The sequence below is a fragment of the Paenibacillus sabuli genome (genome assembly GCF_014705605.1).
GTDB lineage: Bacteria > Bacillota > Bacilli > Paenibacillales > Paenibacillaceae > Paenibacillus_D > Paenibacillus_D sabuli.
Genome location: NZ_JACXIZ010000020.1, coordinates 66,029 through 87,703, shown reverse-complemented (window position 1 = coordinate 87,703; position 21,675 = coordinate 66,029). Strand labels below are relative to the sequence as shown.

Here is a 21,675-nt window from a genome sequence, read left to right as displayed (position 1 = left end):
CGCGGTCCAGCCGATGCTAGGCCCGGGCTCACTTGATGTACTTGGCCGCCTTTTCGAGCGCCTCGTCCTCGGTCGGCGCGGTGACGTAGCGGCCGTTGATAAATATAAACGCACGCCGCGCGCAGGGGCCGCAATACGATTTGCAGCCCACCTTGACCTCGGCGTCCGGCGCCAAATGAATGATTTTTGGCAGCATCGTTTTGACTCGCATATGCTTACACTTGTCGCAAATTCGAATGTCGTTGGCCATTGTGATCAATGATCGCCGTGATTGCCCTTGGACGGATTGCTGATCGCAAAGCCTTCCTCCGGCACGTAAAAGTAATCGATCCGCACGCCGTCGAGCAGCGGCTCGTTCTCCGCCAGCAGCACGCGAATATCCTTGTCCGTCTCGACGATGGCGTCGCCTTCCTTGGGCTCGTCCACCTCCATGCCGTAATGGGCATGGTCGCCATGCTTGTGCGTGACGACGACACGCAGCAGCTTGCCTTCGTTTTCGGGCTTGTCCAGCTCCGCCCGCAATATTTTCGCCGCATTGCGCGAGATTTTGCATTTCATCGACTATCCCTCTCCCCTGTCCTGCCTTGAGTTGTCCACTGCGGAATGCGCGTGTGCGCTGTCCCCATTGTAATGAATCCGAGCCCCGACTTCAAGCGCCGATCCGGGCGAGAGACGACATTTGCGAGTTCGCGCACATGTTCGGCCTACAAGTTCAGCGCACATCTCCATATTTGCGTTCCATGCGGGAGGCGAACCACTGCGCGACCAGCATCGTCACGCCGATATCGTCGAGCGGCATCATCGGCAGCGCATCGGGCAAGACCCAGTACAGCACGACCGGCACGAGGAACAGCAGCTTATCCATCAGCGCCACATCGCGTGCGCGCAGCAGCCGATAAATTCGTATAAAGACGTTGCGCCAATGGCGCAGCGAGAGCAATTTGCGCATAGGGCGCCCCTCCTTTGTCTCCTGTCTCCAGTATAGCATAACCGGGGAGCGCCCGAACCATGTTGCTCGCGCTGTTCACGTCTGCTGGGCAGTCGCGCTCATCGCCTCCAGCAGCAAGGCTTCCACCTTGTCGTATATGACGTCAAAATCGGCCAGCGGCAGCGGATTGACGCCCAGTCCGGCCTCGACCGTAAAGCCGGGCCTGCCGAACCGCTGAATGAACCAATCCTTGTATCCGGCGTCGCTGTCGGTCAGTCTGACGGCCTCATAGCCGCTTGCGGCCGCGAGCCGCCTGGCCAGCCCTTCCGCTTCCGGCGGCTCATAACCCCGGTAATTCCAGTAGATCTCCTCGCCTTGGGTATGCAGCGCCACGACGAGCTCGAAGCGCTCGCGCTCGGTGAGCCGGGCGAGCGCCGCCGCCTCGGGCTCGCTGAGCGGATGCGGTCCCGGATAATCGCGCGGCCCCGGTCCCTCCCGTTCGCGTCGCGCGCATTCCGCCTCCCAATGCGCAGGAAATTGATCGTTGAGATCGACGCCTCGAATGTTGGCCTTCCAGTCCTCGAACCGGCGGCTGCCGCCGTTGCAGCGCAGCACGTGAGCGGCGTGCTCCGCTTGCTGCGGCAATCCGTCCACGACCAGCGCTACGCCGTCCGGATTGACCATCGGCACGGCCCACAGCCGCACCGCCTCGCACAGTTTCGCGACATCGACCCCGCGCAGCGTTTCTTTATCCTGCAGCGCCCATGTCAGCGTCTCGAGGAAGCGCATCAGCAGCAGCGAGGTGATCCATTCATTGGCGTGAAAGGCGGCGTTCACGTGCAGCTGACGCCTGCCGCGGCCGATACAGAGCGCCGCAATCGAGCGCCCGCATACGCTCGTTCCGATCGTTTCGCGCGTCACGATGCCGGCGCTGCGGCGTTGCAGCGTCAGGATACGGTCGTCCAGCGCCTCCGGTCCGATGGCGATGCGTTCCCGGGGCGCTTGCTTATTGTGCGTATCTTCGGATGACATGATAAAAACCTCCCGGCTGGATGCTTGCTACATCCTATGCCGGGAGGCAAGAGGTCATGTCAATCGCGCCTGGAGCCGTTCATCCGATTTTCGGCAGCGTGCCGATTTTGGGCACATGCCAGACGACAGGCGTTTGCACAATTTCTTCGTTCAGCCATTGCTGCGCAATGGTCTTGAACATTTGCGCTTCGCCGCTGCAGCAGAACTGATGGATCGGCACGATATTTTGGCTGGCCAGCATACCCTGCGTCTGCAGGATCGTGCTGATCTCGCGCGCCGTCTCGTCTGCCGAGCTGATCAGCCTGACGTCGGGCCCCATCACCTCGGCGATCGTTTCCGTGAGGAACGGATAGTGGGTGCAGCCCAGGATCAGACTGTCAATCTGGCCTTGCTTCAAGGTGCGCAGCGATTGCTCGACCGCTGCCAGCGTTTCGGACGAGCGGAAGTTGCCCTGCTCGACGAGCGGGACGAAGGCCGGACAGGCCTGACTAAGGACGTGAATGTGCGGATTCAGCCGCTTGAGCGCTTGTTCGTAGGCGCCGCTCTGAATCGTGCCCTCTGTGCCGATGACCCCGACCTGTCCGCTCTGCGTCAAGCCGATCGCCGCCCGAGCGCCGGGATAGATGACGCCGATGACCGGCACCTCGCAGCAATCGCGAATGAGATCGAGTGCGACCGCAGTCGCCGTATTGCAGGCAATGACAATCATTTTGGGATTGAATTGAATGAGATAATCGACAATTTCGCGCGTAAATTGTTGAACCTCGGCGGCCGGTCGCGGCCCGTATGGCGTGCGGGCCGTGTCGCCGAAGTAGATGATTCGCTCCAACGGCAGTTGCCGCATCACTTCCTTGACTACGGTCAAGCCGCCGACGCCGGAGTCCAATATTGCAATTGGCCGTTGCACATACACACCGCTTTCTTGATCATGATGACTTGAACATCAATAGAATATGTAGCTGCGAATGAAAACGTACCTTCATACTAGCCTATATCGGGACGAGGTTCAAGACAGGGCGTCCCCCCGAGGCTGGCTCGTCCTGTTGAACCGCCCGTGACCCGATTGTTACGCAAAAGACCCCGCCATACGGCGGGGCCTGCTCATCGCATGCAGTTACATAGCGTTACAGGAAAGACGGTTTTTCGTAGACGGCTTTTTTGGCGAATACAACGACATATTCCTTGTCGCCGCCATCCACAGAGGGCGCCGTCACGCGGGCCAAGCCATCGCCGACCACGGTCGCGGGATCTGGCGGGAACGCCTCTCGAATGAAGGAAAGCTTGCCGGCCCGCCCATACTTACGACTATGATGCCGCTTCATGACGCATCCCCTCCCAGTAAGTAATGAATCGTATTCATCAGTTCCCGGTTGTCGCTGTCAATCTGCAGCAGTTGACGCTCGCTCAGCTCCACCGGTCCGCTCAGATGGGTCGTAATGACATATTCCTTACCTACAGGATAGCATATCAGATACACCTTCGCAATGTGGCGATTGTACAGACAGACCCGAACCTCCCGATGCTGGTACGCCTCCAGCACGAGGATCGGGGCCTCGTCCGCGCCCTCCCGATTCGCTTCGTACGAATAGAAGCGATCTCGGCCGACATTGCCCGCCATTTGGCGAATGCCCGTCGCCTCGGCCTTCCAGATCGCCACCCCCGTCACGCGAAAGCCCTGCACGGCCGGATCGAACGCGTTGCGCACCGCTTCGTACAGACTGGCGTCATCCGCTTCGCCGGCTAACAGGCGCTTGTTGAATTCAAGAAAAAAATGCAGTAGATTCTGCTTGCAGCGCAGCTCTGCGCGCGCTTCCGCGAGTCCCTTGTGCGGATCGGCGTAGCTGCCTAGCCGGCGGATGCGCTCGATGATCTGCGCGCAGGGCACGTTGACGGCAGCGGCGACGTTGCCGTCGGAGCGCACGTCGTAATGCAGCACGTTCATGCCCTGCAAATCGGATGCCAGGTGAAAGCCCTCCACCCGCATCCCCGATTGCTCCTCGGGCACAGCGGAAGGGATCAGAAAAAACACGCGATCGCGCCGCAGCCTTCCCCAGAAGAGCCCCATCTCGAACAAGCTGTTGTCGCGCGGCGCGACATAAACGCTCCCACGCATCTGCACGACATCGTCGGGCGAAAACACAAACACCGCAAAATCGCTTGCGCCCAGTACGCGCTCCAGCGATTCCATCGGATAATCGTTGACTTGAAAAACGCCCGCATGCCAAGGCGTGACTTCGGCATCGAAGCGCAGCTGACTATGAATCGCATTGACATATTCGATCGATTCGCGAGCCGAACCGACAAAACAGGCTGGCTTGTCCACAGCGACGCCCCTTTGCATCATTTTGGCTTGGAAGCTTTGACCATATTATACGCCGACCGCGAATCGGATAGAAGACTTGCCATGAAAAAAAGGCCTTTCGGCCCTTTTTCCGCTTTTATTTGTACGCCGGCAGCCAATCGCCATGCGCTTCGATCAATTCGTCGCACATCGCCACGATATCGTCCATCGACAGCTCGGCCGACGTATGCGGATCCAGCAGAGCGGCGTGATAGATATGCTCTTTTTTGCCGGTCATGGCCGCCTCGATCGTCAGCAGCTGCGTGTTGATGTTGGTCCGGTTCAGCGCGGCCAGCTGCGGCGGCAGATCGCCGACATAGGTCGGAGTGACGCCGTTGCGGTCGACCAGACACGGCACTTCGACGCAGGCTTCCTTCGGAAGGTTCGGAATCAGTCCCGTATTCATGACATTCCCGCCGATTTTGAACGGCTTGTTCGTCTCGATGGCCTCAAAAATGTACGAGGCATACTCGTGGGAACGCTCATGCTTCAGATTGGCGTCTTCGACGAGCTCGTTGCGCATTTTCGTCCATTTTTCAATCTGATTGACACAACGGCGCGGATATTCATCCAATGGAATGTTAAAACGCTCGATGAGCTCCGGGTAGCTGCGCTTGATGAAGTAGGGATGATATTCGGCGTTATGCTCGGACGACTCCGTGACATAGTAGCCGAATTTCAGCATCAGCTCGTAGCGCACCATATCATCATGCGTTTCCTTTTGCTTCTCTGCCGCACGGCGCTTGATCTCGGGATACAGATCCTCGCCGTCTCTGGACACGTCGAGCAGCCAGGCCATGTGATTGATACCGGCAATGCTGGCCTTGACGCCCGTCTCGTCGATGCCCAGGTCCTTGAACAGACGCGGCACGCAGACCTGCACGCTGTGGCATAGTCCGACCGTTTTGACCCCGCCGTACGTATTCATGACGTTGGTCAGCACCGCCATGGGATTGGTGTAATTAAAGAACAACGCGTCCGGACACACCTCCTTCATGTCTTCCGCGAAGCCGAGCATGACCGGGATCGTACGCAGATTGCGGAAAATGCCGCCGATGCCGATCGTATCGGCAATCGTTTGGCGCAGGCCGTACTTTTTCGGAATCTCAAAATCCGTAATGGTGCATGGATCGTACCCGCCGACCTGAATCGCATTGACGACATATTTGGCGCCGCGCAGCGCTTCCTTGCGATCCGTATAAGCTTTGATGCGATTGGTGCTGCCGCTGGTCGACTTTAGATTGTTGAGCATGCGTTCCGAATCGCGCAGACGTTCGCCGTTGATATCGTACAAGGCCAGCTCGAAGCCTTGAAGCGCCGGCGTAAGCATGCAGTCGCCCAGTACGTTTTTGGCAAATACCGTGCTGCCAGCGCCAATAAATGTGATCTTTTCCATCGGAAATCCTCTCCTTATCATGTATAAAGTACTGCTCTAACTATAGCGAAGTTGGCCGCGCCGGACTATGGAAGGAATCCATCATTATATGGAGATTTGTAGTATACTAACAAGACATGCATTCGGCTTCACAGCCTGCAGAAAAGGAGCGAAAAGCATGAAATCTCACTATTCATTTACCATTGCTTTGAACGCCACGCCCGGAAGAGGCGAGTTAACCGTTCTTTTTAGCGGAAAGGGCAAGCCTTATCCACTTCACAAAATGGGGCCTGCCGTTTATGATTATTACTTGATTCACACCGTGAGTACAGGACGCGGCGTCATCGAATGCCGGGGGAAGCGGTATACATGTAGTGCGGGCGATAGCTTTGTGATTGTGCCGGGGGAATTGTTCAGCTATGAAGCGGACGCGCATGAGCCATGGACCTATCAATGGGTCGCCTTTCGCGGCCATGCGGCGGGCACGCTGCTGAGCGGGCTTGGTGTCTCCGGCGAAGCGCCGGTGCTGCACGCCGCCGAGCCGCGGCGAATCCTGGGCTTATACCGCAGCCTGCGGCAATCGCTGCAATCCTCCCAGGCAGGCGCATTGACCGATCTGGAGGCAGGCGGCTGGCTGCGGCTATTGTTAAGTGCGCTGGCTGCGGATCAAGCCCCGCAGACGCCGCTCGAAGCGCCGACCGCTGACATTGATCGGCAGATCGATCAAGCCATTCTGTGGCTTTCCTTGCAATACGAACAGTCCATATCCATTGCACGCATTGCCCGGACACTCGGCTATCACCGCACGCATCTTTCCAAGATGTTTAAGCAGGCGACCGGCTTGTCGCCGATGCAGTACCTGTTCAAAATTCGAATGGAGCGCGCGGAGACGCTGCTTCGCCAAAAGCTAACTGTAGCGCAGGTAGCGGCGTCAGTCGGCTATGCCGATGCGCTCTATTTCTCCAAGCAATTTCGAAAATGGAAGGGCCTCTCGCCATCCGCTTTTCGGGAGCAAGCCTAAAAAGGGCAAGCAAAAAGGCGGCCCGCTTCGCGAAGTCTGGCTTCACAAAGCGGACCGCCCCTTGCGGCTTGCCTTACTTGGATTCATCATCCCCGGATTCGGGAATGACCGGCACCTCTGCCTGAGCCCCAGGCAAAATCGGAGTCTCCTCTGCCTCAGACACGGTCGAGTCGCCCGATAACGTGACCATGCCTTGACGGCGCTCGCGCCAGCCCTTCACGTCATCGACAAGCTGTTTGGTCGTTTCCTTCGTTTTGTCGGCTATACGCGTCGACTGCTCGCCGACCCGGGATGCAATGCGCGTCGTCGTATCCTTCGCGCGCTCTGCAAATTTGCCGGTCGTTTCGCCGACTTGACGGGCGCCCGTCGCCACATCTTTTCGAAGCTCCTTGCCGGATTTGGGTGCGAGAAGCAGCGCACTGACCGTGCCGGCAATTGCTCCGGCAACGACACCAATGAGAAAACTACTGCCTTTTTTCGTCATTGCCAATCTCTCCTTTCAACCGTAGCGTTCCCTGGATTCCATCGGGTTCATGCAGCAAGACCGCTAGTGTAACCGCAAGGTGGGATCTGGCTCCCCTACAAGCTCGAAACCACTTGATTGGCACACCGCACGGTCTGCTGCAGCTCGAGGATAATCTGGACGTATGCCCAGAGCATACCATAGTATAGTCAAATTGGGCTTGACTTGACACGAATTCGATATCTGCATTTGTCTCCGCCCTTGGACAAACATTCGGTCCGTTCAAGCGGCGCATCCAGCAGCGCTTCAAATAGCTCGAGCTCGCAGGCACAGGCTTGCTGGTAGCGGCCGGCCACCTGAGCAATCGGGCAATTGTGTTCGTCGAGCACGAGCTCGTCCTTCTCCTCGGAGACGCTGACCATGTAGCCTCCCGCATTCTGAATCGCAGCCAGCGCGTCCACGCGCTGACGCAAACTCTTGCCCTCCATATGTGGAGCATATCGTTCCAGCAGCTTGCGCTTGCGTCCGCGGAACAGCGCCTCGATCAACTCGGTTGAAGCGGTCTGCTCCTCCAGCTCGCCGAGCAGGTCGAGCGCCAGGACACTGTAATTTTTCGGAAATAGCGCTTGCGCAGCCTCTGTCAGACGGTAACGGTGCATCGGTCGTCCCGGACCTTGCCGCACCAGCTCGACCTCGACGCATTGCTCCTTGGCAAGCGCATTGAGATGGCGTCGGACGCCCATCTCGGTCATGCCGAGTGCCGCGGCAAGCTGGTTCGCGGTCTGGGGACCGGAGGTTTTGAGCAGGCCGAGAATCGTTTGGCGCGTCGAGCCAAGCTGCTGAGTCCGAACTGCCGACCTGCTGCCGTCGTCATGTGGATGCATTCCATCACCGTCCCGTCCGTTGTGCAGGCTTGGCCTGTCGTACAAGCCAAGCCAATATGCAGGTACGGCCATTGTACCTTACTTTGGACGTTTCGTAAATGAAAGGGCTAGCGTCCTACAGCTGCTGTTCATTCAGATACTGTCGCACGGACTGCGAAAATACCGTGAGTACTTCAGGCAGGCGCGGGGTTAGCGGGTGAAGCTCGGAGCGCTGCCAGACGTAATACTCCTGCACGAGCGGCTTGCGCAAGCGCACGAGCTCGCGCAGCGGTGCTTCGAGCTCTTCCGGAAATACCCGTTCGCCCGAAATGACCTCGATGATATCCTCGTAGCTGCTGGCGTCGCGCATCATGAATCCGTCAATCAGGCAGCTGCCGACATCGGTGACCGTCTCGATCGCCAAATGCAGCGCCCGTTCCTGTGCAAGCCCTTGAAGCGCGTCCTTTGACCAACTGGCCGCAAGCTGCCGCAAACAATCGGCAAGCTCCGGCACGCCCGCCAGTCGCTCGTCGATTTGGCTGCGGTTGACATAGTACATCGAGCATTCCGCCTCTACTTTTTCTTTTTACCTCTGCGTTTGAGCCACACCGTCATAATCACCATGCTGATAATGACCACCAGCAAGTAGGTCATCAGCATATACTCGTCTTTCATTCGTAACCCTTCTTTTTTAATAAAGTAAACGCAAGCGCCGCTTAGTTGCTTTCGAAATCCACGCTAACCGAGGACTCACGGACTTGGCCCATGTAGGCGATGACCTTCTGATGCACGGGGTGCACCTGGTAAGCCTCCATCGCTTCCATCGAGTCGAATTTCGTGATCAGCGCAAGATCGTACGACCGTTCCGAATGCAGCACGTCCAGGCCGACTTCGATCGACTTTAATTCAGCAATCTGTCCCTCCATTGCGCGCAGCACGCCGGCCGCCTCTTCCACTGCAGCCGGGCTGTTGTCCTTGAGCTTGAACAGCACGATATGAGTAATCATTTTCCGCATTCTCCTTTCCACACCAGGCTCGTCCGATTCGCGCATGAATCGCTCCCCTGTGTCACATAATAACCGAAACGTGAATTTTCGGAAAGGGGAGGCGTCCAATTTGAAGCGATATCGCGCCTCGGTAATTGCCGGGCTGATCGGACTGGCTGTTTGCTTATTCAATTATACCGGTTATGATCCGCATAATATAGTGTTCTTTATGCTTAGCGTACCCGCCTGGGTCGTTGAATTTTTTAGGGATGTGCACGAGGTCAGCGTCCTGCTGATGTACGGATTGACGATCGTGAGCTGGGCGCTCATCGGACTAGCTGTCGACTGGTTCACGGCAGTTCCGCGTGCAAGGCGTCGTACCGACGCCGGTTGAATGATCGGCTCACCCTGCAGCCGTACCGCTGCCGCGCGCATGCAGGCAGCCATGCAGCAACTCCAGCGCCTCCTGGCGCAAGTTTGAGCGGCTCTCGAAGACATGCTCGCCGCCGCCCCACCGATAGGTCACTCGCATATGCGGCGCGTCCTGCTGATGAATCAAGCGAATGCCGGACGCTCCAAAAGCGACGCGTATCGCTGTCAGCTCGAGCAGTATCCGATCCTGGGCGCCCCGCAGCAGCCTGCCGTGCGGCGCGGGGCGCGAAGCGCGCGCGACGACAGCGATGTCATGCTCCAATATTCGCGCAAGAATGCGGAGCAGCGCATACCGCCGCACCAGATTACGAGCCTTTGCAAACTGCGCGGGCAATTGGGCATTTTTCTGCATAGCTTCCATCGAACATCCCTCCACAATAAGAACATTTGTTCTCATTATAGACAAAACGGCTCAACTTCGCAAGAGCGAAACGGCGGTCGGAAACGCATTCGGGCACGGCGGCTTCTTTCGCTAGACTTTTTAACGGTCGTCGCCCTTGTCCTTGAGCACCTCGATCATTCGCCGCAGCCTATGCGGAACAGGCAAGCCGATCCGCCCGCAATTTTCCGTAATGGAAATCAATTCGTTGGCCAAGTAGAAAAAAATCGCCCCGGTCATCGTCACATTGCCGGAGCCGAGCAGCAGATCGACGCGGTGGGCAATCAGAATAATGAGCATTGTGGCCCCTTTGCGAATCAAGCCCCAAAATCCGATCATACTGTTCAGACCTTTGCCTTCCTTGACCGCGGCGATGACGCCCGTCACGTAATCGACCGCCATAGCCGCCAGCAGCAGCGTCAGCGCCTCGGTCCATCCCCCGAACGCAAAAGCCACAATGATGCCGATCAGCCCCCACAACCCGCAAATTGCATAATGCATGCCGCATTCCCCCTGCCAGCCCCTGCTTTGACGCCGCTTCGCTTTGGCGTCTTGCTTCATCATATGCAGGGTCAGCCAAGGTTGTCCGGGTGTTGGGGACAAGACATCTAAAAGTGTGGTGGAAAAGTGCCAGAGTGGCCGAAAATGCGTTGGAGAAAAACACATGCTTCCGAAGTACGTTCTTGCAGAACGTTTGGCGCCCGCCATTTTGCTCCTCGATTCCTTCCTCTGAGACGGTTAAATTCAAGGAATCGAGGAGGTACAATGTTTCGAAGAAACATCGCTACGGGAGCATACGGAAACGCATTTCGGGCATGGCGGCGTTCGTTTTTCACCGCGCTTCAAGACTTCGATGCATTCCAGCGCTGCGCGCCGTAAGACTTGCGATAGGCAACCGGCGTTTGCCCGTATGTTTTTTTGAAAAGAGTATGAAAATACTGCCTGGAATTTACGCCGACGTAATCGGCCACGTCCGCCACCGGCACATCTGTGCGCGAAAGCAGCATGCCGGCTTTTTCCATGCGCAGCTGCGTCAAATACGCGTTGACCGAGCTCCCCTCGTAACGCTTAAATATGCGTTGCAAATAGCCGGGATGAAGATTGACCGCTGCCGCGACATCCTTGACCCTGATCTCTTGGTCGTAATTGGCATGCATGTATGCAATGGCCCGCGCCGCATAATAATCGCCGTCTTCGATTGCTTGCGCTCCGGAAAGCTCGCGCAGACGGGCGATGCGCAGCAGCAGCTGCGCAAAAAGAAGCCGGACCATCAGACGATCGTCTCCGCCGCCCGCATCCAGCTCGAGCACCAGACTTCGCAGCACGTGGCTTACCTCGTCGGGATCGCGCAGCACCAGATAGGAGACCGCCGTCTCCACGAGCGACTTGATCGCTGTGTCCGCCTCCGCCAGCTCGCGTATGTCGGGCAAGGAGCCGTCTGCCGACCGTTCCTCAAATCGAAATTCGACATTGAGCATCCGGCAGGGCGGATTTCCGTCGACGACCAATCGATGAGGCACGTTGGAATCCAGCAAAATAAAATCGCCTTTTTTCATCGTGACCTTGGCGGATACGCCCTCCGTCTCCTGCACCTCCACCAGGCATGTGCCCGAAAGGATGTACATGATTTCGGTCGCTTCGTGCCGGTGATACGGCATTGCGTATACGCCCCATTGCTTGTAATAGTATGCCACGAAGCTCGGGTGATAGCTGCCTTGCAGCAGATCTGGCTGAAATAAGCTGCCATTGGCCATCTTCATCTCTCCCGTTCCGGTTGCTTTTCTCGCATTATGGCAAATGCAGCAAGAAAGCGCAAACCGCCTCACCTTTATTTCAAATCAGAATAAAGTCATCTTTTATTTTTTCGTATTTTTCGTAAAATCACGAAAATCCGGGCGGATACCCCGGTTATAAGCACAGCTTATGCCTGTCATTTGATTTTATTTATTTCAATATGGTTAAAACGATGCTATACTAAGGTTATTAAGATAAGCGAGAAAGGAGAGGCCAAAGATGCGCAACAAGACCATTCTGCCCGGCCCAACCTTCGGTTCCATATTTTTATCTTTTCTGAAGCTCTCTCCCCAATCGTTCGGCGGCGGTTATGCGATCTTCCCGGCAATGGAGGCCGAATTCATTGCGCGCCGGAATTGGATGACGCCATCTGAATTTCAGCGGCTGTTGTCCGTTGCCTCCTCCGCGCCTGGAGGCGTGGCGGTCAATGCCGCCTTTATTATCGGCAATCGCCTGGGACGGACCTCCGGATCGATCGCCGCGCTGCTCGGGATGATTCTACCCGCTGCGGCGATCGTTCTCAGCCTGTTGCTGCTTTATCGCCTGATTGCCCCCTACGAGCAAGTGGCGGCGATTCTGAACGGCATTTCATGGGGTGTGATCGGACTGATTCTATTCTCTGCCTTTCGGATGAGCCGCAACGCATTGCGAGACGGCATTACCATCGCACTCGCTGCAATCGGACTCCTGCTTCTGCTGGTCGGAATTCATCCGGCGTTGGTGCTTGTCCTGGGGGCGGTGGCCGGCTATACGCTCGGGGCCGAGCGTTCCCAACGCCGCCGGACGCAGGCCCAGGCCACGCCGCAGCAGCCTCCCTCCAAGACGCCGGACGGCTATATGTATTTTATTTAACTTGTGTTTTTCTCAGATGAAGGGAGTGTGGGGAATTGCTGCATTTATTCTTTTTTTTTCTGAAGCTTGGCTTTATCTCGTTCGGCGGCGGATACGCCCTGCTCCCGCTGATTGAAGACGAAGCGCTGCGCAGCGGCTGGATGACGCAGGCCCAGTTCCTCGACGCGGTCTCCATCGCCGGCATGTCGCCCGGCCCGATCGCCGTCAATGCCGGCCTCATTATCGGGTACGAGAGCTTCGGCTGGCAAGGCGCCGCCCTGGCCTTGATCGGACTGGTCTTGCCCTCCGTGCTGGCGATGCTGCTTTTGATCGTGGTGTTGTTCAAACTCGGCCAGACCAAGCTCGTTAACCGTATTTTTTACGGTGTCCAGCCGGTTGTGGTCGCCTTGATCGCCTTTGCCGCGATTCGTCTCGTCATGGCTCGACTCGAGCCCGGCGCGATTACGCAGCAGCTGATCGGCGGCCTATTCATCGTCGCCGCCGTATTTGTCATGCTGCTGCGCTATCGCGTGCCTCCGATCTATCTGCTCGTATTCTCGGGGATCAGCGGCGCCGCTTTCTTTTCTTGACCCCGCCTTACTCGTCCGCCAGGACGCGCACAATCGGCGAGCTCGATTCGATTGCCGTTCCCGGAGGAGCCGTCACATCCATCCTTCCGTTCTCGTAACGCAGGCGCAGCCGTCCCGTGGCAATGGTCAGCTCGAGCTCGAACGCCTCCAGTTCGGCGGGAAGCCTGGGATTCAGATGCGCCTTTTTCCATCCCGGCTCCACAATCTCAAGCCCGATCACCGCCTCCACGATGAGCGGAATCGGCGCACTTGCCCACGGGTGGCACAGACTGGTGTTCCACTTGCTGTCTTTGGACCAGGCTTCGAAGCAGGCGGTCGCCCCCTCCCGCAGCATGGTCTGCCACGAATGCGCGTCCTCGCAGACGATCAGCTCGTGCACCGCCTCGCGCTCGCCTGCAGCAGCAAGTGCCTGCAGCAGCAAGTAGGCCATGTAGACGCCGCATGCCAGCCGCTTGCGCCTCAGCAGGGCCACGATGGCCGGGCGCTCCGCCTCCTCCTCCATGCCGAATAGCAGCGGCAGCATATTGGCGTGCAGCGACGCATGCGACGAGCCCTCGGCATCGGCGAACAACTGCTCGCGCTCCAGCAAAAACGCCGATCGGAAGGACGACCGCACCTTCGCGAGCTGCGCGTCGAGCCCGCTGGTGTCCGCGCCGAGCTCGGCCTCGATCATACGGGTGTGGCGCAGCGCCCCGTAATAAAAAGCGTTGATCAAATTGTGGCAGCCGGGCCCGACCGGCTTGGTGAGCGAAAAATCGTAGCCGTCGCGCAAGTTGTCCGGCCAATCGACAAGATTCCACTTGTCCGCCACCTGCTCCAGCAGGCCGTCTGCTCGGGCATAGCGCTCGAAATGCGCCAGCATGCCCCGCACCGCGGGCAGCAGCTCGCGCAGCAGCGCAAGATCGCCGCTGTGCATGTAATGCGTCCAGATCTGCATCGGCCATTGCAGCGAATAGTCGGCAATCTCCTGCATGAAATGTCCCGGCGTCACGGCAATCAAGCCCGGACAGATGCTCGCCGTCGACGCCGTATCGCGCAGCGCCTTGGCCGTCATGCGGGTATCCCCGGTCAAGTAGAGATGCGTATGCATAATCACCGTATTATCCCCGAGGTATTGCCCCTTCTCCCGGCTCGGACAGTCCGTGTAATGCTCCTGCGTGCCATAGCGCACCGCATTGGCGCAGATGTCCCAAATCGCCTGCAGGCGCCCATCCGAAGCGACGAAGCGATGCGCGTCCGGGTCGTACGGATAATGCCGGACGACCGCCGCGAAACTCGATTCATCGACACTCGCTCCGGGTCCGGCGATGATTTCCGCATACCGGAACGCCTTGTAATCGTATTGCTCCAGCTCATCTCGTCCGCCCGACAGCGTGCACACCTCGCGGTAGGCGCAATTGCAGCGCATCTCCCATCGCACCCTGCCGCCTGGCTCCAGCTCCTCGCCACAGCGCAGCTCCACCTGGCTGCCGGGGCTGCCTTGCATCGCCAGCTTGAGCTGTCCCGTCAGCTCGTGGCCGAAATCGAGCAGGTAATGCCCTGGGCCCAGCCTGGACACCTGTCGCGGCGCGACCTCGTAGGTCTGCACGACCGGCGTCGGCTGCGGGTGCAGGCTGTAGTCCGGTCCGGGGTGCTCGGCCGGCTCCGACCAGGCCGAATCGTCATAGCCGGCCGTCTTCCAGCCGACGGCCTTGCGCCGAAAGTCGATCGGCTCTGCGAACTGCGTATTGTAGCCGATGCGCTCGCCGCGCGTGAACTCGTCCGCCGTCTTCCAGCGCCAGCGCCGGTCGGTTCCCAGCAGGGGCGTCCGGTCCGTCGTGAGCTGCGCGATCAGCCCCTGCCGCAGATCGGCGCTGTTGTAAGAGCGGCTCACCGGCCCGTGATAGTAGACGTGCACGGCGATGCAATTGGCGCCGGCGACGAGCAGATCCGCGATCTCGTAGCTGTTGAACCAATAACGGTCGAAGCCGCTCTGGGCCGGTCCCTGGCCGACGTAAGCGCCGTTGACGTAGAGCTTGTAATAATCGTCGGCCGTTATATCCAGCCAGGCTTCGCCCGGCAGCGTCTCCAGCTCGAACTCGCGCCGCACGAGCATGTGACGCGCGCTGTAGCGCTCCTCCGGACCGCCGGGCTGCTCCTTGGTCATCTCCAGCTCCTTCATGCGGCGCTCGATCGGCGCCAGTCCCGCGAAGGCAGGGTCCGTGATCCAGCTCGCTCGCCAGCGATCCGTGCCGCCCGGGTGCGGCCGGCCCGTCATCGCCTTCGCTGCGTCCGGCGCCGCGCCCCTCATCGTCCTCCGCCGCTCAGCAAGCGGCGCAGCACAGCGGCATCCTTGAGGAATTGCTGCGGGCTATCGTCCTTGACGAATTCCAGCATGGCATAACGCGGGGCGCCGCTCATCCGGGCCAGCCTTATATAGTCATCCCATTGCTCCTCGCCCGCTTCCAGCGGCAGGCGCACGCCCGGCTCCCAATGGAAGACATGCAGATTCGCGAGCTGCGGCAGCACGCGCCGCAGGCTGTCCAGCCGTCCCGCAGCGTCAAGCTCGGTCGGCGGCTGCCAATTGCTGCGCACATTCGGATGATTGACTAGTCCCAGCAGCTTGTCTGTCGCGTCTGCCGTGTCGGTCAGCGTATTACGGTGATACTCATAATGAATCTCGATGCCTGCCTGCTCGGCCAGTCCTGCGATCCGGATCGTATCCTCGGCGACGCGCGACCACCACGCGTCATCCGCTTCGGCGCTGCCGCGATTGCCCGCCCAGACGCGAATGGCCGGCGCATCCAGACAGACAGCCGTCTCCAGCACATCCTCGAACGCCGGGTTGTCCGCTGCGCCCGCACGATAATAGGAGCCGTAGGAGGCCGTGACGAGACCGGCTTGCTCGGTCAGCTCGTGCACCTCAATCGCAGCAGCAATATTGCCGTGCGGGACATGAATGTCTCCTCCCCATTCGATGGCTTCCAGCTTCGCCTGGACGGCGAGATCGACGATCTCCTCGGGCGTCAGCTTGCGAAAAGTGACGGAGAGCATGCCGCTCTGGATCATATGCATTCTTCCTTTCTCTCAAAAAATTCGCAGTATACCTGTCTCTTATCATAACGCGGGCTGCGGCGGCGAACAAGCCAACTGACCGCCCAAGTCCTAAGCGAGCCGCGAAAAATCGGCGGCGGCGATCTCGAAGCGGGTCGGCTCCCCGCGCATCATGCGGACGACGTCCTCCGCCACCGCCGGCAGCAGCGCAAGATCGGCCTGCTGCGTGGCCGCTCCGACATGCGGCGTCAGGATCACGTTGGCAAGGCCGCGCAAGGGGCTGTCGACAGGCAGCGGCTCTTCGTCGAATACATCGCAGGCGGCGTAGATGCGCCCGCTCTTCAACTCCGCTACCAGCGCAGCCGTATCGACCTGTGCCGCACGGCCCGAATTGATGAAGATGCCCTCGTCGGGGATGCGCGCCAGCTGCTCGGCTCCGATCAACCCTGCCGTCTCAGGCAGATTGGGGGCGTGGTTGGAGACGATCGTGCAGCCCATTGCCTCCTCGAGCGTGCTCGGGATTACGCCGAGCTGACGCGCCTGCGCCTCGCTCAGGAAGGGATCATACACGCGGATCTCGACCTCATACGGCTGCAGCATCCGGATCAATCCGCGCGCCGTAGCGCCTGCCGAGATCAAGCCGACGCGGCTGCCCGTCAATTCGCGCCCCTTCAGCCCCGGCACCCGGTAGCCGCCCGCATGCAGGGCGGCATTATAAGTCGGGATGTGACGCAGCCATGCAAAAATCACGGCCATGCAATATTCCGACACCGGCAGCGACAGGCGCGGATTGGCCGAGAACACCCGCACGCCGGCTTCGAACACGCTTGCCGGCAAAAAGAACTTCACGCTCCCCGCAGCGTGTGCAACCGCTCTCAATTCAGCGGCGTGCTTAAAAAAAGATTCGCTCAGGCGCGGCGAGCCCCAGCTTGTAAAAAGATAGGCGGCATCCTCGGCGAACGGCACTAACTCCTCGGCGCTCAGCTCGCGCTCCCGCTCGTTCCAGTGGACCTCGAAATGCGTCTCGAGGTACTGCCTGCACGCCGGACTGCACAGCCGGCGCAGCTTGGGCTGCGACAGCAGCACGGCCGCTTTCGGCTTGGCTTGCGTCGTCATATTCAATCTCCCCTTAGCGTCTCTCTTTTTGTATGCAAAAGCCAGGAGGCGCCGCCCCCTGGCAATCCTGCAATTATACGTGCTTCAAGTAGCGGTCCTTCATCTCGGCGAGCACTTCGTAACCGGGACGGTCCCAGATCGCCTGATTGAAGATCTCGACCTCGATCGGCCCGTCGTAGCCGGCCTGCTCCACCGCCTCGCGGATGCGGCGCAGCTCGATGACTCCGTCGCCCATCATGCCGCGGCCGAGCAGCATATCCGGCGTCGGCACGATCCAGTCGGAGACGTGGTAGCCGAGGATGCGACCTTGGGCGCGGGCAATCTGAGGGTACAGATCCGGATCCCACCACACGTGGAACACGTCGACGACGACGCCGACTTGCTCCGGCTTGAAGCGGGCGGCGATGTCATTGGCATGCGCGAGCGTCACGATGACCGAGCGCTCCGCCGCATACATCGGATGCAGCGGCTCGATGCCGAGCGTCACGCCGTGCGACTCGGCGAAGGGGACGAGCTGCTCGATGCCGTCCTCGACCATCTTGCGCGCTTCGGCGATATCCTTGTCCGCGGACGGTCCGCAGACGAGCACGAGCGTCTTGGCGCCGAGCTCGGCCGCTTCTTCGACCGCCCGCTTGTTGTCCTCGATGCGCGCGGCGCGACCGGCGGCGTCCGCCGCCGGGAACATGCCGCCGCGGCACAGGCTCGACACCTTGAGCCCGGCCTCGCGCACCAGCCTGGCGCTTTGGGCAAGCCCCGTTTCTTCGACCTTGTTGCGCCACAGCGCGATCCATGGCACCTCGGCCTTGACGCAGCCTTCCACCGCTTCGGGCAGGCTCCAGTTGTTCGTCGTAATCTGGTTGAGACTGAGCCGATCAATATTCGTCAAGCTATTCATGGCCACTTCCGCTCCCCTTTCGTATATCGCCGCCGCGCGGCCTATTCCACGCCGCCCAGCGCCAGGATGCGGCGCATGCGCTGCACGGCCAGCTCCGGCTTGGCCAGCAGGCCCGCCTGATCCGCCATCACGAACAGGTCGGACAGATGCACGAGCGAGCGCGCGCCCTCGGCGCCGCCGATCATGCGGAAGTGCGACTGATGGCCGTTCAGATACGCCATGAAGACGATACCGGTCTTGTAGGCATAGGTCGGACGCTGGAAAATATGGCGCGACAGCGGCACTGTCGGATCGAACAACGCATTGTAACGAGCCGTATCGCCTTGATCGAGCGCCTGCAGCGCGGCCGCCGCCACCGGCGCGATCGCGTCGAAGATGCCGAGCAAGGCATGGCTGTAGCCCTGCTCGTCGCCCTGAATCAGCGTCGGATAGTTGAAGTCGTCGCCGGTATACATCTTCACGCCCTCCGGCAGCTGCCGGCGCATGGCGATCTCCTTGTCCGCATCGAGCAGCGAGATCTTGATGCCGTCGACCTTGTCCGCGTGAGTGCGAATGACCCGCAGGCAGGTCGCCATCGCCGTCTCGACATCCGCCGAGCCCCAATACCCCGCGAGCGCCGGGTCGAACATGTCGCCCAGCCAGTGCAGGATGACCGGCTGCTTGACCTGGCTCAGGATGCGGCCGTAGACGCGCTCGTAATCCTCCGCGCTCTGCGCGCAGGCCGCCAGCGCCCGGCTCGCCATCAGGATGATGCGGCTGCCGCAGCTCTCGACATAGGCGCATTGCTCCTCGTAGGCGGCGATGACATCGTCTACGGTTACATGCGGCCCCGGGGCCAGATGGTCGGTGCCCGCGCCGCTGGCGATCAGGCCGCCGACGCTCTGCGCTTCCGCCGTCGAGCGCTTGATCAGCTCCTGCGCGTGCCCCCAGTTCAGCCCCATGCCGCGCTGCGCCGTGTCCATCGCCTCGGCGACGCCCAGCCCGAGCGACCACAGATGACGGCGATAGGCCAGCGTCGCGTCCCAGTCGATCCCCGCCTCCAGCAGCGGGTCGGCGCCGGAGAACGGGTCGGCCACGACATGCGCCGCCGAATAAGCGATCCGGCTGCCGAACTTGTCGGCCCCCGGAGGCGCAGGGGCGACGCCCTGCAGGTCATACGTATACAGCGTGCCGCCTGCGCGCGGCAGCTTGATCGATTCAGTCATGCTGGTTCCTCCTCGAATATCGGATTGCGCGGCCGCCGCTTACAGCGACAGCTTCGGCACGTCGACCCAGCGCTTCTCTTCCCAGGACTGCAGGCCGAGGTCGGACGTCTGCGTGCCTTTGGCGCCTTCGAGCAGGTCCCACGGGAAGGCGGCGTCCTCGACGATATGCTTGAGGAACAGCTCCCACTGCACCTTGAAGCCGTTGTCGAACAATTGATTATCCGGCACGTCTTCCCACTGCTCGGTGAAGTTGAACGGATTCTCAATATCCGGATTCCAGACCGGCTTGGGCGTATTGACGCGATGCTGGGTCTTGCAGTCGCGCAGTCCGGCGACGGCGCTGCCCTCGGTGCCGTCCACCTGGATCGTCAGCAGATCGTCGCGGTCGACGCGCACCGCCCACGAGGAGTTGGCTTGTACGACGATGTCGCCTTCCAGCATGAACGTCGCATAGGCCGCGTCGTCAGCCGTGCACGCATACTTGTTGCCCTGCTCGTCGATCCGCTCCGGGATGTGCGTCACGCCGAGGCAGGAGAGCGACTTGACCTCGCCGAACAGATTGTCGAGCACATAGCGCCAATGCGCGAACATGTCGACAATGATGCCCCCGCCGTCTTCCTTGCGGTAGTTCCAGGACGGACGCTGCCCCGGCTGCCAGTCGCCTTCGAACACCCAGTAGCCGAATTCCATCCGCACGGACAGGATTTTGCCGAAAAAGCCCGAATCGACCAGGCGCTTCAGCTTGAGCAGACCCGGCAGGAACAGCTTGTCCTGCACGACGCCGTTTTTCACGCCGGCTTCCCGCGCCAGACGGGCCAGCTCCAGCGACCCCTCCACGCTCGTGGCGGTCGGCTTCTCGCAGTAGATGTGCTTGCCGGCGGCAATCGCCTGCTTGATCGCCTCGGCGCGACGCACCGTCGTCTGCGAGTCGAAGTAGATGACATTGTACGGATCGGCCAAGGCTGCGTCCAGATCCGTGCTCCAGCGCTCGACGTTATGCTTCTCCGCCAGCGCCTTCACTTTGTTCTCCTGGCGTCCGATCAGGATCGGATCGGGCATGACCACATCGCCGTTCGCGAGCTGGACGCCGCCCTGGTCGCGAATCGCCAGGATCGAGCGAATCAGATGCTGGTTCGTGCCCATCCGTCCCGTTACGCCGTTCATAATGATGCCGATTTTTTGCAATGCCATTGTATCCCGCTCCTTTAGCTTTTTCGGATTGCGTCATATTGTTACCGCTTCCCTATTAGCATAAAGGCAGACGGCTGCGCCGTCTTATCATATTTCGAGAACATTCTCGAATTAGGAAATGAATTGAAACAAAAATTTCGGCATTATCTGCTCCTTTCGGAGTTTGCATTCACGCCTTGACGAATGACGTCCTCCCGATATTCCTGCCGGAATTTGCTGGGCGACATTTGCACGCTGTTTTTGAAGACGCGGTAAAAGGTGGGGAGCGATTCGTAGCCGACCTCGAAGCCGATCGAAATCGTGTCCTTATCCGACTCGAGCAACAGTTTTTTGGCCGTGTCAACCCGGACTTCGGCCAGGTATTGCATCGGGGTGATTTGGTATTTGTCCTTAAAAATAGCCGTGGCGTGCCGGCTGCTGATGCCAAGCGCGTACGCCAGCGTACTCGCCGTCAGCGGCTGGTAATAATGCGAGTCGATATAATCCCGAATGCGCTCGGCGCGCAAATCGTTGGCGCCGGTAACCGCTGCGCTCGTCCTGGCGCGGGCGAGCAGCAGCAGCAGCTCCAGCCAGTAAATTTTCATTGCCCAGCCGCCGAGGCCGTCCTGCTGCTGCTGCTCGAACAGCAGCTTGCGCAGCAGCTGCTTCATCTCGCTGGCGCTGACGACCGGCAATTGCAGCAGGAGCGATCCGTCGATTCCCGCTTCGCGCCACCGGCTCAGAGGCTCGCCTTCCATCCAAGCGGCGTCGAATTCCAGTACGAGCAGTGTCAGCTTGCTGGACGAGGCGACGGCGTGATTCGAATAGGGAAAAATAACGGCCGCGCAATTTTGCGCAAAAGGCCGCTCTGCATCTTCAAGACGAATGGTGCCTTCGCCTTCGATGGCATACAAAATCTGATAGTTGTGGTGATGATGGTCCTGCTTGCGGTAGCTTTCCTGATGCTTGCTCTCGTAGAGATGGATCGTCTTCATCACGTGTGGCAGCCCTCACAGTCCGTTTTAAAAAAGCGTCGCCCCGTCGGTCGTGTGCCAATCACCGTTGATCTGGCGCCTGAGGGCCGGGCGACGGCATGCCATACACCGTATCTCGCGCAGCTCCAGCAGCAGCTCTTCCTTGACCAACTGCCGAATGCCGCAGCAATCGTGCACGACGAAAAAAGTCGCCAAATTCGTCTCGTCCAATCGAATCCGCATGCTG

At 59.6% G+C, this 21,675-nt stretch carries 27 protein-coding genes; 4 read left to right on the top strand and 23 right to left on the bottom strand.

From position 1 onward, the window contains the following. Nucleotides 1-28: 28 nt before the first annotated feature. The 8 genes from IDH44_RS12495 to melA form a co-directional block, all read right to left on the bottom strand. Entirely contained in the window at nucleotides 29-250 is a 222-nt protein-coding gene (locus IDH44_RS12495) for a DUF1450 domain-containing protein (protein WP_190918108.1), read from the bottom strand. 5 nt (nucleotides 251-255) lie between these two features. Next, nucleotides 256-558, bottom strand: coding sequence for a HesB/IscA family protein (locus tag IDH44_RS12490; RefSeq protein ID WP_190918107.1), 303 nt, complete (start codon nucleotides 556-558; stop codon nucleotides 256-258). Between the two features lie 154 nt (nucleotides 559-712). After that, nucleotides 713-949, bottom strand: coding sequence for a hypothetical protein (locus IDH44_RS12485; protein ID WP_190918106.1), 237 nt, complete (start codon nucleotides 947-949; stop codon nucleotides 713-715). A 75-nt stretch (nucleotides 950-1,024) separates the two neighbouring features. Continuing rightward, complete coding sequence (locus IDH44_RS12480; RefSeq protein WP_190918104.1) at nucleotides 1,025-1,960, bottom strand: M14 family metallopeptidase; 936 nt, start codon at nucleotides 1,958-1,960, stop codon at nucleotides 1,025-1,027. A 79-nt stretch (nucleotides 1,961-2,039) separates the two neighbouring features. Continuing rightward, a complete protein-coding gene (gene racE, locus IDH44_RS12475) occupies nucleotides 2,040-2,867 on the bottom strand; it encodes a glutamate racemase (RefSeq protein WP_317890170.1) in 828 nt (275 codons plus the stop codon). Nucleotides 2,868-3,084: 217 nt separating this feature from the next. Then, the gene (locus tag IDH44_RS12470; RefSeq protein ID WP_190918101.1) at nucleotides 3,085-3,282 is read right to left on the bottom strand and encodes a hypothetical protein; all 198 of its coding nucleotides are present in this window, start codon (nucleotides 3,280-3,282) and stop codon (nucleotides 3,085-3,087) included. Next, nucleotides 3,279-4,283: a nucleotide-binding protein gene (locus IDH44_RS12465; RefSeq protein ID WP_190918099.1), complete on the bottom strand. Its 1,005-nt coding sequence runs from the start codon at nucleotides 4,281-4,283 to the stop codon at nucleotides 3,279-3,281. The genes IDH44_RS12470 and IDH44_RS12465 overlap by 4 nt, the downstream gene beginning before the upstream one ends. A gap of 115 nt (nucleotides 4,284-4,398) precedes the next feature. Then, nucleotides 4,399-5,697 carry an alpha-glucosidase/alpha-galactosidase gene (gene melA, locus IDH44_RS12460; protein ID WP_190918097.1) on the bottom strand — a complete coding sequence of 433 codons (1,299 nt, stop codon included), beginning with the start codon at nucleotides 5,695-5,697 and terminating at the stop codon, nucleotides 4,399-4,401. 67 nt (nucleotides 5,698-5,764) lie between these two features. Here melA and IDH44_RS12455 point away from each other — a divergent pair, with 67 nt between their 5' ends. Next, a complete protein-coding gene (locus IDH44_RS12455; RefSeq protein ID WP_317890169.1) occupies nucleotides 5,765-6,697 on the top strand; it encodes an AraC family transcriptional regulator in 933 nt (310 codons plus the stop codon). 73 nt (nucleotides 6,698-6,770) lie between these two features. Here IDH44_RS12455 and IDH44_RS12450 read toward each other — a convergent pair whose 3' ends face one another. From IDH44_RS12450 to IDH44_RS12435, 4 genes are all read right to left on the bottom strand, one after another. Further along, nucleotides 6,771-7,181 carry a YtxH domain-containing protein gene (locus IDH44_RS12450; RefSeq protein WP_190918094.1) on the bottom strand — a complete coding sequence of 137 codons (411 nt, stop codon included), beginning with the start codon at nucleotides 7,179-7,181 and terminating at the stop codon, nucleotides 6,771-6,773. 188 nt (nucleotides 7,182-7,369) lie between these two features. Continuing rightward, nucleotides 7,370-8,044: a helix-turn-helix transcriptional regulator gene (locus IDH44_RS12445; RefSeq protein WP_190918092.1), complete on the bottom strand. Its 675-nt coding sequence runs from the start codon at nucleotides 8,042-8,044 to the stop codon at nucleotides 7,370-7,372. Nucleotides 8,045-8,159: 115 nt separating this feature from the next. Continuing rightward, nucleotides 8,160-8,582 carry a DUF86 domain-containing protein gene (locus IDH44_RS12440; protein ID WP_190918090.1) on the bottom strand — a complete coding sequence of 141 codons (423 nt, stop codon included), beginning with the start codon at nucleotides 8,580-8,582 and terminating at the stop codon, nucleotides 8,160-8,162. Nucleotides 8,583-8,739: 157 nt separating this feature from the next. After that, nucleotides 8,740-9,030, bottom strand: coding sequence for a Dabb family protein (locus IDH44_RS12435; protein WP_190918089.1), 291 nt, complete (start codon nucleotides 9,028-9,030; stop codon nucleotides 8,740-8,742). A gap of 109 nt (nucleotides 9,031-9,139) precedes the next feature. Here IDH44_RS12435 and IDH44_RS12430 point away from each other — a divergent pair, with 109 nt between their 5' ends. Further along, a complete protein-coding gene (locus IDH44_RS12430; protein ID WP_190918087.1) occupies nucleotides 9,140-9,403 on the top strand; it encodes a hypothetical protein in 264 nt (87 codons plus the stop codon). Nucleotides 9,404-9,412: 9 nt separating this feature from the next. Here IDH44_RS12430 and IDH44_RS12425 read toward each other — a convergent pair whose 3' ends face one another. The 3 genes from IDH44_RS12425 to IDH44_RS12415 all read right to left on the bottom strand — a co-directional run bounded on the left by IDH44_RS12425 (nucleotide 9,413) and on the right by IDH44_RS12415 (nucleotide 11,574). After that, nucleotides 9,413-9,802: a hypothetical protein gene (locus tag IDH44_RS12425; RefSeq protein ID WP_190918085.1), complete on the bottom strand. Its 390-nt coding sequence runs from the start codon at nucleotides 9,800-9,802 to the stop codon at nucleotides 9,413-9,415. Nucleotides 9,803-9,922: 120 nt separating this feature from the next. Next, nucleotides 9,923-10,321 carry a phage holin family protein gene (locus IDH44_RS12420; protein WP_190918084.1) on the bottom strand — a complete coding sequence of 133 codons (399 nt, stop codon included), beginning with the start codon at nucleotides 10,319-10,321 and terminating at the stop codon, nucleotides 9,923-9,925. Nucleotides 10,322-10,662: 341 nt separating this feature from the next. Next, nucleotides 10,663-11,574, bottom strand: a complete 912-nt coding sequence (locus IDH44_RS12415) for an AraC family transcriptional regulator (RefSeq protein ID WP_190918082.1) — start codon at nucleotides 11,572-11,574, stop codon at nucleotides 10,663-10,665. A gap of 259 nt (nucleotides 11,575-11,833) precedes the next feature. On the opposite strand from IDH44_RS12415, the gene IDH44_RS12410 reads away from it, so the two are divergent. Together IDH44_RS12410 and IDH44_RS12405 are read left to right on the top strand one after the other, a co-directional pair. Further along, nucleotides 11,834-12,466, top strand: coding sequence for a chromate transporter (locus IDH44_RS12410; protein WP_190918081.1), 633 nt, complete (start codon nucleotides 11,834-11,836; stop codon nucleotides 12,464-12,466). A 35-nt stretch (nucleotides 12,467-12,501) separates the two neighbouring features. Further along, a complete protein-coding gene (locus IDH44_RS12405; RefSeq protein WP_190918079.1) occupies nucleotides 12,502-13,035 on the top strand; it encodes a chromate transporter in 534 nt (177 codons plus the stop codon). A 7-nt stretch (nucleotides 13,036-13,042) separates the two neighbouring features. On the opposite strand, the gene IDH44_RS12400 is transcribed toward IDH44_RS12405, so the two are convergent. From IDH44_RS12400 to IDH44_RS12365, 8 genes are all read right to left on the bottom strand, one after another. Then, nucleotides 13,043-15,325, bottom strand: coding sequence for a family 78 glycoside hydrolase catalytic domain (locus tag IDH44_RS12400; protein ID WP_223869620.1), 2,283 nt, complete (start codon nucleotides 15,323-15,325; stop codon nucleotides 13,043-13,045). Beyond that, nucleotides 15,322-16,083, bottom strand: a complete 762-nt coding sequence (locus IDH44_RS12395; protein WP_190918078.1) for a sugar phosphate isomerase/epimerase family protein — start codon at nucleotides 16,081-16,083, stop codon at nucleotides 15,322-15,324. The genes IDH44_RS12400 and IDH44_RS12395 overlap by 4 nt, the downstream gene beginning before the upstream one ends. 96 nt (nucleotides 16,084-16,179) lie before the next feature. Then, nucleotides 16,180-17,184 carry a hydroxyacid dehydrogenase gene (locus tag IDH44_RS12390; protein WP_190918077.1) on the bottom strand — a complete coding sequence of 335 codons (1,005 nt, stop codon included), beginning with the start codon at nucleotides 17,182-17,184 and terminating at the stop codon, nucleotides 16,180-16,182. Nucleotides 17,185-17,257: 73 nt separating this feature from the next. Beyond that, nucleotides 17,258-18,079, bottom strand: coding sequence for a sugar phosphate isomerase/epimerase family protein (locus IDH44_RS12385; protein WP_190918076.1), 822 nt, complete (start codon nucleotides 18,077-18,079; stop codon nucleotides 17,258-17,260). Nucleotides 18,080-18,120: 41 nt separating this feature from the next. Beyond that, the gene (locus IDH44_RS12380) at nucleotides 18,121-19,284 is read right to left on the bottom strand and encodes a dihydrodipicolinate synthase family protein (protein ID WP_190918075.1); all 1,164 of its coding nucleotides are present in this window, start codon (nucleotides 19,282-19,284) and stop codon (nucleotides 18,121-18,123) included. Nucleotides 19,285-19,323: 39 nt separating this feature from the next. Further along, nucleotides 19,324-20,475, bottom strand: a complete 1,152-nt coding sequence (locus IDH44_RS12375; protein WP_190918074.1) for a Gfo/Idh/MocA family protein — start codon at nucleotides 20,473-20,475, stop codon at nucleotides 19,324-19,326. Between the two features lie 143 nt (nucleotides 20,476-20,618). Further along, the gene (locus IDH44_RS12370; protein WP_190918244.1) at nucleotides 20,619-21,449 is read right to left on the bottom strand and encodes an AraC family transcriptional regulator; all 831 of its coding nucleotides are present in this window, start codon (nucleotides 21,447-21,449) and stop codon (nucleotides 20,619-20,621) included. 27 nt (nucleotides 21,450-21,476) lie between these two features. Beyond that, the gene (locus tag IDH44_RS12365) at nucleotides 21,477-21,671 is read right to left on the bottom strand and encodes a hypothetical protein (protein ID WP_190918073.1); all 195 of its coding nucleotides are present in this window, start codon (nucleotides 21,669-21,671) and stop codon (nucleotides 21,477-21,479) included. Between the last annotated feature and the right edge of the window lie 4 nt (nucleotides 21,672-21,675).